Source organism: Bacillota bacterium (genome assembly GCA_018333655.1).
Taxonomy (GTDB): Bacteria; Bacillota; UBA994; order UBA994; family UBA994; genus BS524.
Window position 1 is genome coordinate 70250 of sequence record JAGXTJ010000044.1, and the last position, 15497, is coordinate 85746.

Here is a 15497-nt window from a genome sequence, read left to right on the forward strand (position 1 = left end):
GGAGGTGCTGTTATGGCCTATATACGCTCTCATGTTCTTGTTTGCGCTGGTACCGGCTGTACGTCTTCTGGCTGTAAAGCCGTTGAGAACTCGATGCAGGCTGAAATCGCCAGATTAGGACTCGAAGAAGAAGTAAAGATAGTAGAAACAGGCTGTTTTGGTTTCTGTAAAATCGGCCCCATCGTCATGGTCTACCCCGAGGGCTCTTTTTACTGCCATGTTAAGCCGGAAGATGCTCCCGAATTAGTGAACGAGCATCTCTTGAAGGGGCGCATGGTGGAGCGCTTGCTCTATCGCGACGTGCAAAACCCCAAGCCCACCGCTTTTTTTACTGATATCGACTTTTACAAGAAGCAGCAGCGCGTAGCTTTGGCTAACTGCGGCTCGATCGACGCGGAGAGCATAGAGGAGTACATCGGGGTGGATGGCTATCAGGCTCTCGCCCAAGTCGTTACCCAGATGACCCCGGCTGAAGTCATCCATGCTGTTAAGCAATCTGGTTTGCGCGGACGCGGGGGCGGTGGTTTTTCTACCGGTCTCAAGTGGGAGTTTGCGGCGCGCAGCGCAGGCCCAATTAAGTATGTCGTCTGCAATGCCGACGAAGGCGACCCAGGGGCTTTTATGGACCGCAGTATTCTGGAAGGCGACCCTCATTCTATTATCGAGGCCATGGCTATCGCTGGCTACGCCATTGGGGCTAGTCAGGGCTATGTGTATGTGCGAGCCGAGTACCCCATAGCGGTAAACCGACTGGCTATTGCTATCGAGCACGCGCGCACATTGGGTGTTCTTGGCAGCGGCATCTTCGGCACGAAATTTAACTTTGATCTGTCTATACGCCTAGGCGCGGGTGCCTTTGTCTGCGGCGAGGAGACGGCTCTCTTGGCCTCTATCGAAGGCAAGCGCGGCATGCCTAAGCCACGTCCTCCTTACCCTGCGGTGCGGGGACTATGGGACAAGCCCACACTCATTAACAATGTCGAGACCTTTGCCAATATCCCTAAAATCATTACCAAGGGTCCCGAGTGGTTTTCCGCCATGGGCACGGAGAAGTCCAAAGGAACCAAGGTCTTTGCCCTTGCCGGCAACATTAATAACACCGGCCTCGTAGAGGTGCCCATGGGCATCACCCTGCGAGAAATAATCTACGATATTGGCGGCGGTATCCCCAATAAAAAGGCCTTTAAGGCTTGCCAGACGGGTGGACCTTCGGGCGGTTGCCTGCCCGCGTCTTACTTGGATACCCCCGTTGATTACGACAACCTTATCGCTGTAGGCTCCATGATGGGCTCTGGCGGACTTATCGTTATGGACGAAAGTAACTGCATGGTCGATGTGGCGCGCTTCTTCTTGGAGTTTACCCAGGAGGAATCTTGTGGCAAGTGTGTGCCTTGCCGCGAAGGTACGAAGCGCATGCTAGAGATACTAGAGGGTATTACTAAGGGGCATGGGCAGAGTGGGGACATCGACCTGCTGGAGGAACTTGCCGAGACGATTAAGGGCGCGTCTCTCTGTGGCCTAGGTCAGACGGCTCCTAACCCGGTACTCGCCACCCTGCGCTTTTTCCGCGATGAGTTCTTGGCGCATGTTGTGGATAAAAAATGTCCGGCGGGCGTTTGCCAATCTCTCCTGACATACAGCATCATTTCCGAAAAATGCAAAGGCTGCACTCTGTGCAAGAAGGTTTGTCCTGTAGACGCCATAACCGGCAGCCTCAAGCAAGTGCATGCTATCGACAATGCCAAGTGTATTAAGTGTGGCGCCTGTGTACCTAAGTGTCCCTTTAAAGCCATCGTACGCTAGCCACGGAAAGGAGAATTTGCATGGAACGACTTAAGCTAACTATAGACGGTACCCCGGTTGAGGTAGACCCCGGTTCCACAGTTCTCGATGCCGCAAGAAAAGCTGGCGTGCATGTTCCCACTTTGTGCTACCATCCTGAACTGCGCCTAGAGGGTTCCTGCCGCATTTGCGTCGTTGAGATTGAGGGTATGAAGACTCTGGCCGCCTCATGCGTTTATCCCGCCACGAGTGGCATGGTGGTCAGAACGAATTCTGAAGTGGTGCGCAAAACCCGCAAGTCCATAGTCGAACTTCTACTCGCCAATCATCCCCAAGATTGCCTCGTCTGTACTCGGCACGGCACCTGCGAGCTACAAGACCTCTCGCATCAGCTCAATGTGCGTAAGATTCGCTTTAAGGGCGAAAAACGCCAGCTAGCACTAGATGAGAGCAGTATCGCCGTCGTGCGCGACCCCAATAAGTGCATTCTCTGCGGTCGCTGCCTGCGCGTTTGCGAGCATACGCAAAAAGTATCGGCCATTGGTCTCTCCGGCCGCGGCTCGCACTCTGTCGTCACCACACCCTTTAACCATGGGCTAGCTGAAGGCCCCTGTGTCTCCTGCGGGCAGTGCATTAAAGTGTGCCCGGTAGCGGCCCTGCGTGAAAGAGATGCCAGCGAACAAGTATGGAAGGCCTTGGCCAGCAAGAACTTGCATGTTGTCGTGCAGGTAGCCCCTGCTGTGCGCGCTGCCCTAGGCGAAGAGTTTGATATGCGCCCCGGCTCCCTGGTTACGGAAAAGATGGTCACGGCTCTGCGCAGACTGGGTTTTGACCAAGTCTTTGACACCCAGTTCGCCGCCGATCTCACGGTCGTGGAAGAAGGGTACGAACTCCTCTCGCGCCTCGAAAAGAACGAGAATTTGCCGCAAATTAGCTCCTGCAGCCCTGGCTGGGTCCATTACGCTGAGCTTTTCTTCCCGGAGATGCTGGCTCATGTCTCTACTTGCAAGTCGCCGCAACAGATGTTTGGGGCGGTGGTCAAAACCTACTACGCCGAGCGCAATGGACTTGACCCCAAGAACATTTTTCATGTCGCTATCATGCCATGCACGGCCAAGAAGTTCGAAGCCAGCCGTAGCGAGATGGGTCGTAACGGAAGCCAGGATGTAGATGCGGTCCTTACCACTAGGGAACTCGCGTCCATGATTAAAGAAGCAGGCATTGATTTTGCCAACCTGCCGGACAGCGAATTTGACTTGCCGCTGGGTATGTCTTCTGGCGCAGGCACCATCTTTGGTGTGACTGGCGGAGTCACCGAGGCAGTGCTACGCACCGTCTACGAGCTTAAGACCGGTAAAGAGCTAGATGAAGTAGAGTTTCATGCGGTGCGTGGTTTTGGCGGCGTAAGAGAGGCGCAAGTACCCCTCAATGGTTTAACTTTAAAAGTAGCCATTGTTAACTCCTTGGGTCAAGCAGAGAAAGTTCTGCAAAAGGTTAAGGCTGGGTTGGCGCACTACCACTTTATTGAGATTATGGGCTGCCTGGGCGGCTGTATTGGTGGCGGTGGACAGCCCTTTAGCAAGGACGCCGATATCAAACAGAAACGAGCCTCGGCTCTATACCGTCAGGACCACTTAAAGCGTGTGCGCAAGGCCCATGACAATCCGGCCATTAAGGAGCTCTACCGTACTTTTCTCGGAGAGCCCAACGGACACAAGGCCCACGACCTACTTCACACACATTACCAAGAGCGTCCGCGCTACTAATTGGGGGTGCAGTACATGACTTTAGAAAAAAAATGCCACACCTGTCCAGGCTGCGATGGGGCGCGTGATCCTAAGTTTGACGAACTAGACCAAGTCATAGCCGCACACAAGTCGCTTGAGGGTGCCCTCATCATGATTCTGCATAAAGCGCAGCAGATCTTCGGCTACCTGCCCGAGGAAGTACAGCGCTATGTGGCCAAGACACTTAACATTCCCCTCACCGATGTGTACGGCGTCACTACCTTTTACTCCTACTTCTCTCTCACGCCGCGCGGCAAGTACCGCATTGCCATTTGCATGGGCACCGCCTGCTACGTGCGCGGCGCGGGCGAGCTGGTGACGGCCTTTGAGAAGCAACTAGACATTAAAGTCGGCCAGACTACGCCCGATCGTCTCTTTACCCTCGAAGTATCACGCTGCATAGGGGCCTGCGGTCTCGCCCCCGTACTAACAGTGAACGAGGACGTTTACGGCAATATCGGCGCGGACCGCGTTCCTTCTATCATCACCAAGTACCGCGACCGTCAACAAGCTTTAGCGACTGGCAATTAGCCAGTCCTTTTTTTCTTGCCCACGCCCTCTGTCACAATCTTTGTTCTAGAGCTATAATTATAGTAACTCCACCCCTAACTCCCCGCCCCTCTTTTCCTGCCTCTTATTTCTTGCCTCTATCTTCCTGCCTCTTATTTCTTGCCTCTATCTTCTTGCTTCTATTCTCTTGCTTCCTGCTTCTTGCTTCTTGCCTCTATCTTCTTGCTTCTATTCTCTTGCCTCTTGCTTCTATTCTCTTGCTTCTTATCTCTTGCCTCTTGCTTCTTGCTTCTATTCTCTTGCCTCTTGCTTCTATTCTCTTGCCTCTTGCTTCTTGCTTCTATTCTCTTGCTTCTTGCTTCTTGCTTCTATTCTCTTGAACCGGGGTGTTGCACTATGCGCGTTATAACATTATGCGTCGGTAGCTCCTGCTACCTGCGCGGTGCCCACAAAGTTGCCGAGGCTATTGAGCACTTTATTACCAGGCACGGCCTCGCTGCCCAGGTGGAATTACAAGGGCACTTTTGTCTCAACCGTTGTTTAGAAGGTGTGGCCGCCGACCTCGACGGGCACCCTTTGCCGCGCCTTACTCCTGCTAATACGGCAGATATAATGGCTCTGTACATGCTAAAGGAGGCGTAAGCGTGGGAGCAATACAAGTACGACAAGGTTATTGTAAGAGCTGCTATGCCTGTATCCGCGCCTGCGAAGTAAAGGCCACCTCTATACGCCGTGGCCAGGCTTCCATAATTGACGATGACTGCTTGTCTTGCGGCGAATGCCTCGCCCACTGTCCGCAGAAGGCTCGCGAAATTCGTAGCGACATAGAGGTTGTACGCAATTTGCTCAAAGGAGTCACGCCCTTGTGGGCCAGCCTTGCACCCGCAGCCGCGGTGGGCAAGTACACTCTGCTGGAATGGGAGACTAGGCTTATGCGGGCAGGTTTCGCCGGTGTCAGCCTTACGAGCTGGGGGGCAGTGCCAGTCGCCGCCGCCTACAACGAAGCCGCTCTACGCGAGGGCTGGGTGCTTACGACCGCCTGTCCTGCCGCGGTCAAACTTGTCTGCCGTTTTTTCCCTACGCTTACCTCGCATCTCGCCCCTGTGGCCTCGCCCATGCTCACCCATGCCGCCTGGCTTAAGGAGACCCATAAGGCCAAAGTGGTCTTCATTGGCCCTTGCGCCGCCAAAAAGACGGAGGCCCAAGGCAGTACGCACATGGCTGCAGCCCTCACTTTCGCTGAGGTGTTGCCTTTGTTGGCAGAGACTTCACCTGCAGTTGACCGCGAGCATGCCAGCCTCTCTTTTTCTGCGCAAGGGCTGATGCACTTTCCTGTACCGGCGGGGCTCGCGTCGGCAGTCGATGTTCCGGTGCTGGCAGTTGACGGCGTTAGCGATCTATGGGGTTTTTTGCGGCGCGTGGAAAGGGGAGAGACGACTCCGCGAGGCATTGTCGAGATGTCTGCCTGTCGCGGTTCCTGCCTAGGGGGGCCGGCCGCTTTTTGCCGCGACCTCACGCTCTCGGAGCGCCGCGCCATGCTGGTTACTTTGCCTGAGGGGCGAGTACATAGCGCCCTGCCCCTACGCAGACACTTCTTGCCCCAGCCAGTTTTGCGCAACACGCCTAGCGACGCCGCCGTGGCCGATGTGCTTAACCTCTTAGGTAAAGCAGACAAAGCGACAGAGTATAACTGCGGTGCTTGCGGCTACCATACTTGCCGTGACAAGGCCCTTGCGGTGGTAAATGGCCGTGCAGAGCTTGAGATGTGCCTTCCCTACATGCGTACTAAGGCGGAGTCTCTGGCCAATCTTATCCTCGCCTCTACACCGAATGCCGTCATCTTAGTGGACAGAGAACTGCATATTAGGGAGTGGAATGCCGCGGCGGAGCGCCTGTTTGGCATTCCGGAGGCACATGCGCTTCATAGAAATATCGCCGATTTTCTTCCCGCCGAAGACTATGCGGCTCTCTTTGCAAATTCTTTTTCTATACCGGGCAAAAAAATTAGCGTTATCCCGGGTGTAGTCACTCTTTTCACCGCCTCCTTGGTCAAGGGTGGTGAGTTAGCCATGGGCATCTATACAGACATCACCCGTCTTGAGGAGCAGGGTCAAGCCCTGCTTAAAGTGAGGCAAGAAACCATTGAGCGCGCGCAAGAAGTAATTAACAAGCAAATGCGCGTCGCGCAGGAGATAGCGAGCCTCTTAGGCGAGACCACGGCCGAGAGTAAAGTATTGCTCCTAAAACTGATGAAGGTAGTGCAGGGCGACGCCAAATGAGTCTCTACTTCGAGACCTTTTCGCGACAACTTCACAAGTGGGGTGAGGAGCTGTGTGGCGACCATGTCGAAATCGTCCGCACCCCCGAGAACATCATTATTACCCTCGCCGATGGTCTTGGTAGCGGGGTAAAAGCCAATATTCTCTCTACACTGACGACAAAAATAGCCGCCTCCATGCTTAAAGAAGGCGTGCACTTTGATGAAGTGATCTCCACCATGGCCGCGACCCTGCCGGTATGTAGTCAGCGCGGTGTGGCGTACTCCACCCTGACGATTTGTCAGATAAAGCCCAGTGGAGAATGCTACCTGGCCGAATTTGATAGCCCCGAGGCCATTTTTCTGCGGCGGGGAGAGTCACTGCTGCTGCCGCGCCATGAGCGCCTCGTCTTTGGCAAAGCCATTTTTGAGAGCCACTTTAACTTGCAACAAGGGGATACGGTGCTCTTTATCTCCGATGGCGTGATTCATGCCGGCATTGGCACGAGTCTTAACATGGGCTGGCGCCTAGCGAATGTGGCCGCCTATGTCGCCAACCTGGCCCGCAAGAACACTAGTTTGCGCGGTATGGTCAGCTCGTTGGCTAACACTTGCCATCATCTCTATGCCGGCCGACCAGGTGATGACGCGACTATCGTCGGTCTTCGCGCTGGCTTGCCCAAGCACCTGGCGCTACTTACGGGTCCGCCACAAAACATGGCCCTTGACGACATGGTCGTCGACCGTTTCATGTCTCTAGCGGCCATCAAAGTGATTTGTGGGGGAACAACGGCACAAATGGTCGCCCGACGCCTAAATGTGACTGTGTCGACGGCCATTAGCACTATGGACGAAGACGTACCACCTATCGCTACTATGCCCGGCATAGACCTGGTCACTGAAGGGATGCTCACCCTTACCGCCGCGCTCGCCATCATACGCAGCTTCGCCCTAGCGCAGGGGGACCTCTCAGACAGTAAGTTGCTCAAAAATAAGGATGGCGCGTCGCGCCTAGCCGATCTCCTCATGAACCACTGCACACATGTGCTGCTTCTCGTGGGCTGTGCGGTCAATGCCGCGCATATCGAGCACTTAGCGCCACAACTCGGCTTACGCCGCCAACTCACCACTGACTTGGCGCATTACTTGCGCTTGCTCGGCAAAGAAGTGGTAGTGGAATATTTTTAAGCCGCCAGTGACGAAAAACCCCCACAAGCATAATGCTTCTGGGGGCAAATTTACTTAAGTTCCCATTTCCCAGGGGATAGTTGTTCCAGGGTCGAATTTGGCATAGGCGTCTGACATTAAGCTAATGTAGTGGTCTAGGTCAGACGCTGTCTTGGCTTCGCAACGGGTGACAATTACTGGGCCTGTGTTTGAGGCACGAAAGAGGCCCCAGCCGTGGGGAAAGAGGACGCGCACACCGTCGATGGTGATGACTTCGTAGTGCTTGGCGAATTCTTGCCGGAGCATTTCTACGACATTAAACTTTTCGGTGTCGGGACAAGGAATGCGCACTTCGGCCGTCGTATGGTACTGTGGCGCATCAGCCAGTAGCTCTGATAATTTGCTTGTGGTATTAGACATGATGCGTAGCAGGCGGCCGCAGGCGTAGAGAGCGTCATCAAAGCCGTAGTACTCATCGGCAAAAAAGATGTGCCCCGACATTTCACCCGTAAAGACGGCGTTAGTCTCCTTCATGCGCGCTTTAATGAGGCTGTGGCCTGTTTTACAAAACTCCGGACGCCCGCCGAGGCGTTGTACTTCATCTACAAGGGCCTGGGAGCACTTCACTTCTACCAAGCAAAGAGTGCCGGGATACTTGGGGAGTATTTCGCGCCAGAAGAGAATCATGAGCCTGTCACCCCAGACAAAGTCTCCGCGGTCATCGACCACGCCGATGCGGTCACCGTCGCCGTCAAAGGCCACCCCGAAGTCAGCTTTTTCTTCGAGTACTCGGCGGCGTAAGGCGACAAGATTTTTGGGCTTAACAGGGTCGGGCTCATGATTGGGGAAGGCGCCATCTGGGGTAAAGTAGAGGGGGATGTAATCTAAGTCTAAGGTGTCGAGGAAGGCACCGGTAAGCGGTCCTGCGCTACCATTGCCGCAATCGACAACGACTTTTAAGCGGCGCGGTCCTAGCGGGAGTTTGTGCCGCAGGGTGGACAGGTACGCGTCCTCGATATTGTACTCGAGGTGTGTGATTTGCGACACAGGCTCTAGTGTGGTGGCGGCTACCTCGCTCGGTGGTAGTGTAGCGGCCAGGGCGCGTATTTTTTGAATCTCGCTGCCATAGATAGTGCTACTGCCGAGGAGCACTTTAAGACCATTGTCGGGAGGGGGATTGTGGCTGGCAGTTATCATCAGCCCGGCCTCAATTTTAAGGTGCTTGGAGGCAAAATAGAAGGCGGGGGAGGTCACTAAGCCTAGATTGGTGACCTTCATGCCATACTCCGCTGCTAGTGCTAGGATGGCCTGACTAATGCGTGGAGAACTCTGGCGGCAGTCCTGCCCGAGCAAAAACTCACGGTGGCCTTGTAGGGCAAAGTAAGTGAGCACGGCACGGATAAGTTCGTTAAGTGCGGCGGGGTGGAGATCACTTTCTGCATGACCGCGGATGTCGTATTCGCGAAAGATAAGTGGATTAACTGGCACGAAAAAACCCCTCTCATGGCGCATTATCTTTATCAATTTCGCTATTTTAAGGAAGTAACCTTATCTTGGTGGAACTTTGTAACCAAACTGCAACATTGAGCATAGAAGAAGCGATGCACAAGATGGCGAATGTCTCCAAGGAATTAGGCTTAGGTGAGGGAGTGTAGTAAGTGGAACGCAAAGGTATAGTGATGGTGTACACTGGAAATGGCAAGGGCAAGACTACGGCAGCCTGTGGCTTGGTACTTCGGGCGGTAGGTCATGGGCACAAGGTAGCCTTTGTGCAATTTATGAAAGGTCAGCCCACAGGCGAGGTAGAGGCCATGCGAAAATTTTTGCCGGGTGTCGATGTTTTTCGCTACGGTAGAGACGTTTTCGTCGACCAAAGTAACCCTGACCCTGAGGACGAGCAATTGGCTGCAGAGGGTTTACGCCAAGCCCTAGACCTGCTCGCGAGCGATATTGACTTGCTGGTGCTTGATGAGGTCAATGTAGCGATTGACTATGGGCTCGTCTCGGCCGAAAAATTGGTGGCTGCCATACACCACCGCAGACCCCAGATGACAGTTGTGCTCACCGGGCGTGGCCTAAGCCAGATGGTAGAAAATGTGGCCGACTTGATAAGTGAAGTGCGAGAGGTTCGTCACCACTGGCGGAAGGGAATACCGGCCCAGGTGGGGATAGAAGAATAAAGGGTGCGGTATCTCCTATGTTTCGCTGGGGCAAGCTAGGCGAGAAACTGTTGTGGGGGGCGAGTTGTGGACAGACATGCTGTAGAGTGGCGCACTAAGGAGCTTAAGAGCCGCACGGAGAGCTTGAAGGCCTATGTCGGGCGACAGGCAGAGAGCAGTCAGAACCACAAAGATGTACTGCTGCTCGAAACTGTCGCCTGTCTCACGGAACTCACCGAAATCACCGGCGAGTTACTAGAACAATATGTTCAGTTGATGTCGCAGTACGGCCTGCAGCAAGACTTTGCCGAAGAAACAGAGCAAGAGGAGATATACATGCTCTGCCCCCTGAGCCATGGAACTTGCCCAGAATAAACATAGGCGCCCCCGGGGGCGCTTTTTGTTTTAGGGAAGTATTGTCCTAAAGGAGAGAGGTTGTTCATAGTAATGTAATCAGAAGGGCGGGTGAAAACGTGGACAAGACACCAAGCAGTGAATGGACTAGCCTCCTTAGGTATATGCCGTCTTCCTGGCACGAAGTACTGAGCCCGCTGTTGTTTTTCGAACTACGTGTGCGGGTGGACAAACCACTGCAAATCGTGGCGAGAGGTGGAGAGAGACTGCTACCCCTAACGGCCACAAGTCGAGACATTAAGCACCTGGTGGCTGCTTTCTCGCAGAGTTCGCTTTATGCCTTTGAAGAGGAACTCAAGCAGGGCTACATAACACTGCCGGGTGGGCATCGCGTGGGATTTGCCGGCAAGGTGCTGCAGGACGGCGCGGGCAAAGTGAGAGGGCTAAAAGACATATCGTCCCTATGTTTGCGCGTGGCGCGCACTGTGCCGGGTTGTGCCGACCGCTTGCTGTCCTCTTTGCTCGACCCAGGGGGGGTGCCCTACCACACCTTACTAATTTCTCCACCACAAGGTGGCAAGACAACAATGCTGCGGGATATTGTGCGGCAAGTGAGCGATGGCGGCCAGCGCGTGTGTGTGGTAGATGAACGCTCAGAAATCGCTGGCTGCTACCAAGGAAGGCCGCAGTTAGATGTGGGTAGGAGGACTGATGTTCTAGATGCCTGCCCCAAGGCCCAGGGCATGTTGATGGCTCTGCGCGCTCTATCGCCTAATGTACTCGTCACCGACGAAGTAGGGCGCGCCGAAGACGTAGCGGCCATTGAAGAGGCCCTAAATGCCGGGGTACGGGTGCTGGCCACCGCGCATGGTGCCAATTTGGGTGATGTAGCGCGACGCCCACAATTAGCGCCGCTCATGGGGAGAAATTTGTTCCAGAGGGTGGTCATCATGAGTACCCGCTGTGGCCCTGGCACTGTTGAGTATGTTGGCGAGCCCTTGTCAGCAGGATGTTAGACCTAAGATTTATCTTAAGCGTGGCCTGCTTTGGCTTGGTTCTTTCTGGCTCGGCCATGATCGGCTTTGGCATCGCCAAAAATTATGCCGATCGTCCTCGGCAGCTGCAGAGCCTTCGCACCGGCGTGGAAATGCTGCTGACTGAGATCGTCTATGCGGCTACACCATTGTCTGAAGCCTTAAGCGGGGTGGGCAAAACGCAGGCCCAACCTATCGCCGAGTTTTTTGCCGAGGTGGGTACTGGCATTTCTGAGATGATGACCGTAAATGAGGCCTGGGCCAGGGGGCTAGAAGGCCTGCAGTTTTCTTCGGCCTTACTACTGCCTGATCTCGAAGTGCTGCGTTCCCTAGGGGAGGTCCTCGGCGTGAGCAGTAGAGAAGACCAAGAGCGACACTTGCTCTTAGCCTGCCAGCGGCTGCACGCCCTGCATGTAGCCGCAACAGATGAAGCCAGCCGCAATGTGCGCATGTGGCGGTATCTTGGGTTTCTCATTGGGGTGGTCGTCGTTATCATCATCTTGTAGTGGGGGGGTCCTATATGGAGATGAACTTTAGAGACATGATGCAAATGACAGCCTTTTTGCTAGCTTTAGGGATTATCTATAATCTGCTCTACAATTGGGACCGCAAAGAGTCAGCAGGGCTGGTGATGATAACGGGCGTAGTAATGGTTCTCACCTACTTGGTGTACCAGGTGGTGGCCCTGTTTCGGGCCATACAAACACTGATGCACTTCTAAAATGGGTATCTTTCATTTTGTGATTTTAGCGGTGGCAGTGTCGATGGCGACCTTGATCTTAAAACAGTTCCGACCTGAACTAGGACTAGTCCTCGTAGTGGTGGCCTCGGTGGCGCTGATGATGACACTACTAAGTCGCATGGCGGTGGTCATGGCGCTAGTTGAAGAAGTAGCGCAAAGGGCGGATATTGGGAGCCTACATCTTAACACAATTTTTAGGATTATGGGGGTTGCCTTTGTGGCTGAATTTGGAGCTATGCTCTGCAAAGATGCCGGCGAGAACGCTCTCTCCGCCAAGGTGGAGCTGGCCGGCAAGCTGATTATCCTTGGTCTGTCGGTACCCTTGGTGCTAGTGATACTAGAGACTTTGTTGCGGCTGATTCCCTGAGGTAGAAATGAGACGGATAAAGATACTTTTAGGCGTCGTGTTGACCTTGCTACTACTACTGTGCCTAGCTCCACAGGCCCACGGCTCGGAGCAAGCAGGTGGGCTAGAACTTGACGCCGTACTCAATCAACAACTGCGTGAACTCAATTTGCACTCTTTCGAAGAGGTGCTGCGCGATGTGGAAGAAGAGTATGCGGGGTTTGTTCCTGAGCTTACTATAGAGGGTCTGACTTTGGGCTTGGGGGGCAGTGGGGGGCTGAACCCGCGCCAAGTGCTTATCAACTTAAGCCGTTTTGCATTGGGGGAAGTATCGCGGCAAACTTCTCTTCTCGGGAGGATTATTGTTGTAGCGATGCTCTGCGTGCTGATGAAAAAAATGCAGGACAGTTTTGGGGGCAGCGTCGGCAATGCCGCCTATGGCGTCTGTTTTTTAGTGCTAGTGGGCGTCGTTTTGCAGAGTTTCTCTCTACTGACCCGCGAGGTGATGAATGCGGTAGAGCTTATGATAAGCCTTCTTTATAGCTTGCTACCAGTTCTGTTATCACTCCTAGTGTCGCTAGGTGCCGCAGGTTCGGCGGCGCTCTTTCATCCGCTAGTCGCGGCAACAGCGACGACTGTCAGCACAGTGGTCAGGAATTTAGTGATACCACTTATTTATTTCGCGGGGATTCTCACTTTGCTTAATGCTCTATCCGATAAAGTGCAGGTCAGCAAACTAGCCAGTCTACTAAAAGACTTGAGTATCGCCATTCTCGGCATTTCCTTTACCGTCTTTGTCGGTCTCAGTGTGGTGCAGGGCACGGCTGCTGGTGTGGCCGATGGCATTGCTCTGCGCACGGCGAAATATGCAGTGAAAAACTTTATTCCTGTAGTGGGTGGTTTGTTCGCCGACGTTTTTGAAACGGTGGCCGGGGCTTCGCTGCTCCTTAAGAACGGGATCGGTATAACTGGTCTACTTGCTGTGTTTATCCTGTGCGCTATGCCGGCTCTTAAAGTATTAGTCGTAGTCTTTATTTACCGCCTGGCTGCAGCCATTATCCAGCCCATGGGTGTTACCCCGGTGGCCGAGGCCTTGAGCAATTTGGCAAGCATACTCACCGTGTTGGCAGGGGCGCTCATTACGGTGGGTATCATGTTCTTTATATTGATTACCATCGTTATTGGCGCGGGCAATGCTACGTTATCAATTAGGTGAGGGGCAGAAGCATGATGGAGTTTTTGCGCCTGTGGGTGCAGGATATTGTGGTGTTACTAGTTTTGGCCCTGGTAGTAGATATGGCGCTGCCTAGTGGGCCGCAAAAGCGCTATGTCGATTACGCACTGGGTTTGATGTTGTTGCTGCTTCTTTTGAACCCAGTCAAGCACATTTTAGACAATGAACTGAATGTAGCTGCCATGCTAGCCCAGGCGGAGGCGGAAAGCGACAGGAGGCTTATGGTCCATGAACCACTCTCGGCCCAATCGACCTGGCTGACTTACAGAATGATACTGGAGGACCGTATCTCGGAACTGGCGGCAGAGCATAAGGAGGTCATCACCGCGCAAGCGGAAGTGAGCCTTGAACAAGCAGAGGGGAGCGCTAATTTTGGCCGTCCGACCGCTATTTTGCTGACTATACAGGTGCATGCCAGTGTTTTGCCGGGCGGGGCAGAGGAGGCACACTTAAACAGCGACATCAAGGAGCGACTGGCTGAGGTCTACGGCATAGAACAGGCTCACATAGCCATAGAATTTACCAGATAGGAGTGTTACGACTTGGCAAAGGAATTAAATCGCCCGGCGGCTTGGGAGACTACTTTGGCGGCCTCGCTGTACAAGTTAGCTGAAAATAGAAGGGCACAGATGATCTTGGCCATCATTCTGCTGCTCCTAGCGATAAGGATGTTTATCCCGCCAAGCGCGCCTGCCGACCGGGGAACGGTGAGCACCGAGCAAGTGCTGCCTAGTAAGTGGGCTAGTGTGGAGGAGTACCAACTAAGCCTGGAGCGACAACTAGCTCTCACCCTCTCCCAAATGCAAGGGGTTGGGCAAGTGACAGTGATGCTCACCTTAGGAACCACTTTCGACCAGCAGTTAGCTGTCAATGTACAGCAAACTACGCGCACCACCGAGGAAAGAGATGGGACAGGTGTAAGCAATATGACGAAGGAGAAGATAATGTCTTCTCAACCGGTGATGTCGCGCGTAGGGGGGGGTGAAAGTATTGTGGTCACTACCGAACTTATGCCGCGCATCAAGGGGGTATTGATAGTCGCCACCGGGGCGAAAGATGCTAGGATTCAGGAGTCCTTAATGCGAGCGGCACAAACAATTCTCTCGTTACCCGCGCATAAAGTGCAAGTATTACCAGGAAAATAGGAGGTAGAGAACGATGTTGATCGATAAGAAGATGTTAGCGAAATTTCTTTTGACGGTGGGAGTGGTCGGCGGAGCGATGTACTACACCTTGTCATGGCTTTCACCCCCGCCACGCACAGTCAGCAAACTTGAGCCTCTAGAAGTAGGTGAAGTCCTGCCCGTAGTGGCCCCCGTCACGCCACCCGAACGAGATTTTTTTGCTGAGCACCGTATGGAGAGGGCCCGTGAACGAAGTGAGCGCATAGAGCTGCTGCGTGAGATTGTTAGCAATGTCAATAGCACGCCAGAAGCTCGCAGCAAGGCCCAAATGGAGCTAATAAACATCGGCAGCATCAGGGAAACAGAGATGCAAGTGGAGCGCTTAATCCTCGGGCAGGGTTTTAGCGATACCGTTATCTTTTTTGGCAGTGGCTCAGCAGAGGCCATTGTGCGCGCCCCCTCCCTTACTCAAGTAGAGGCACTTGGCATAGCTGATGTCATTCGCAGTGTAGCCGGAGTGAGGCTACAGAACATTAGGGTGCGCTTCCGCAAATAACGTTGTACCGTCTTTGCAGGTTCTGGTATAATAAGCCCGTAACCTTAGGAGGTGATTTGTCTTGGAGAAAGCTCTCCAACATGGCTCATACGAAGTGGGAACTCTGCGTATAGAGCCTGATGTAGTCGGTGCTATCGCTGGCCTAGCGGCAAGCGAAGTGCCAGGAGTGGCAGGAATGAGTGGTGTCTCGCTCGTAGAGATGCTCCGCAAAAGCAACCTATCCAAGGGTGTCAGGGTGACCATAGGTGAGCGAGAGGCAATTGTAGATTTATACATTGTGCTCGAGTACGGCGTGAAGATTCCTGAAGTGGCACAGCGGGTTCAAGAAAATGTGCGCAACGCCATTGAGACCATGACTAGCCTGCAAGTAGTCGAAGTTAATGTGCACATTCAATCGGTCATTATTCAAGAAGCCAGAGAAGAAGCGCTATCGAGTTAGGCATCG

At 53.7% G+C, this 15497-nt stretch carries 18 protein-coding genes; 17 read left to right on the forward strand and 1 reads right to left on the reverse strand.

Annotated elements, in window-relative coordinates:
- The first annotated feature begins 12 nt into the window (after positions 1–12).
- The 6 genes from KGZ92_08380 to KGZ92_08405 all read left to right on the forward strand — a co-directional run bounded on the left by KGZ92_08380 (position 13) and on the right by KGZ92_08405 (position 7524).
- The gene (locus KGZ92_08380) at positions 13–1803 is read left to right on the forward strand and encodes an NADH-quinone oxidoreductase subunit NuoF (GenBank protein MBS3889284.1); all 1791 of its coding nucleotides are present in this window, start codon (positions 13–15) and stop codon (positions 1801–1803) included.
- A 20-nt stretch (positions 1804–1823) separates the two neighbouring features.
- On the forward strand, positions 1824–3548 hold the full coding sequence (locus KGZ92_08385; GenBank protein ID MBS3889285.1) for a [FeFe] hydrogenase, group A: 1725 nt from the start codon (positions 1824–1826) through the stop codon (positions 3546–3548).
- A gap of 15 nt (positions 3549–3563) precedes the next feature.
- Positions 3564–4100, forward strand: a complete 537-nt coding sequence (locus KGZ92_08390) for an NAD(P)H-dependent oxidoreductase subunit E (GenBank protein ID MBS3889286.1) — start codon at positions 3564–3566, stop codon at positions 4098–4100.
- A 375-nt stretch (positions 4101–4475) separates the two neighbouring features.
- Complete coding sequence (locus tag KGZ92_08395; GenBank protein ID MBS3889287.1) at positions 4476–4721, forward strand: (2Fe-2S) ferredoxin domain-containing protein; 246 nt, start codon at positions 4476–4478, stop codon at positions 4719–4721.
- A 2-nt stretch (positions 4722–4723) separates the two neighbouring features.
- The gene (locus tag KGZ92_08400; protein MBS3889288.1) at positions 4724–6358 is read left to right on the forward strand and encodes a PAS domain-containing protein; all 1635 of its coding nucleotides are present in this window, start codon (positions 4724–4726) and stop codon (positions 6356–6358) included.
- Positions 6355–7524 (forward strand): SpoIIE family protein phosphatase, encoded by a 1170-nt coding sequence (locus KGZ92_08405; GenBank protein MBS3889289.1) that lies wholly within the window; start codon positions 6355–6357, stop codon positions 7522–7524. Before KGZ92_08400 ends, KGZ92_08405 begins: the two co-directional genes overlap by 4 nt.
- Before the next feature lie 54 nt (positions 7525–7578).
- Here the strand turns inward: KGZ92_08405 and KGZ92_08410 are convergent, their stop codons facing one another.
- Positions 7579–9015, reverse strand: coding sequence for a phosphomannomutase/phosphoglucomutase (locus tag KGZ92_08410; GenBank protein ID MBS3889290.1), 1437 nt, complete (start codon positions 9013–9015; stop codon positions 7579–7581).
- Positions 9016–9182: 167 nt separating this feature from the next.
- On the opposite strand from KGZ92_08410, the gene KGZ92_08415 reads away from it, so the two are divergent.
- From KGZ92_08415 to KGZ92_08465, 11 genes are all read left to right on the forward strand, one after another.
- A complete protein-coding gene (locus KGZ92_08415) occupies positions 9183–9683 on the forward strand; it encodes a cob(I)yrinic acid a,c-diamide adenosyltransferase (GenBank protein ID MBS3889291.1) in 501 nt (166 codons plus the stop codon).
- Positions 9684–9749: 66 nt separating this feature from the next.
- Positions 9750–10037 carry a hypothetical protein gene (locus KGZ92_08420; protein ID MBS3889292.1) on the forward strand — a complete coding sequence of 96 codons (288 nt, stop codon included), beginning with the start codon at positions 9750–9752 and terminating at the stop codon, positions 10035–10037.
- Between the two features lie 143 nt (positions 10038–10180).
- Positions 10181–11032 (forward strand): stage III sporulation protein AA, encoded by an 852-nt coding sequence (gene spoIIIAA / locus KGZ92_08425; GenBank protein ID MBS3889293.1) that lies wholly within the window; start codon positions 10181–10183, stop codon positions 11030–11032.
- Positions 11026–11556: a stage III sporulation protein AB gene (locus KGZ92_08430; GenBank protein ID MBS3889294.1), complete on the forward strand. Its 531-nt coding sequence runs from the start codon at positions 11026–11028 to the stop codon at positions 11554–11556. Before spoIIIAA ends, KGZ92_08430 begins: the two co-directional genes overlap by 7 nt.
- A gap of 14 nt (positions 11557–11570) precedes the next feature.
- Positions 11571–11771: a hypothetical protein gene (locus KGZ92_08435; protein MBS3889295.1), complete on the forward strand. Its 201-nt coding sequence runs from the start codon at positions 11571–11573 to the stop codon at positions 11769–11771.
- A 43-nt stretch (positions 11772–11814) separates the two neighbouring features.
- Positions 11815–12159 (forward strand): stage III sporulation protein AD, encoded by a 345-nt coding sequence (spoIIIAD, locus tag KGZ92_08440; GenBank protein MBS3889296.1) that lies wholly within the window; start codon positions 11815–11817, stop codon positions 12157–12159.
- Between the two features lie 7 nt (positions 12160–12166).
- Entirely contained in the window at positions 12167–13354 is a 1188-nt protein-coding gene (spoIIIAE, locus tag KGZ92_08445) for a stage III sporulation protein AE (protein ID MBS3889297.1), read from the forward strand.
- An 11-nt stretch (positions 13355–13365) separates the two neighbouring features.
- Positions 13366–13902 (forward strand): stage III sporulation protein AF, encoded by a 537-nt coding sequence (locus KGZ92_08450; protein MBS3889298.1) that lies wholly within the window; start codon positions 13366–13368, stop codon positions 13900–13902.
- Between the two features lie 12 nt (positions 13903–13914).
- Complete coding sequence (locus tag KGZ92_08455; protein MBS3889299.1) at positions 13915–14517, forward strand: hypothetical protein; 603 nt, start codon at positions 13915–13917, stop codon at positions 14515–14517.
- A gap of 13 nt (positions 14518–14530) precedes the next feature.
- Positions 14531–15052: a SpoIIIAH-like family protein gene (locus KGZ92_08460; protein ID MBS3889300.1), complete on the forward strand. Its 522-nt coding sequence runs from the start codon at positions 14531–14533 to the stop codon at positions 15050–15052.
- A gap of 61 nt (positions 15053–15113) precedes the next feature.
- Complete coding sequence (locus tag KGZ92_08465; GenBank protein MBS3889301.1) at positions 15114–15491, forward strand: Asp23/Gls24 family envelope stress response protein; 378 nt, start codon at positions 15114–15116, stop codon at positions 15489–15491.
- Positions 15492–15497: the final 6 nt, after the last annotated feature.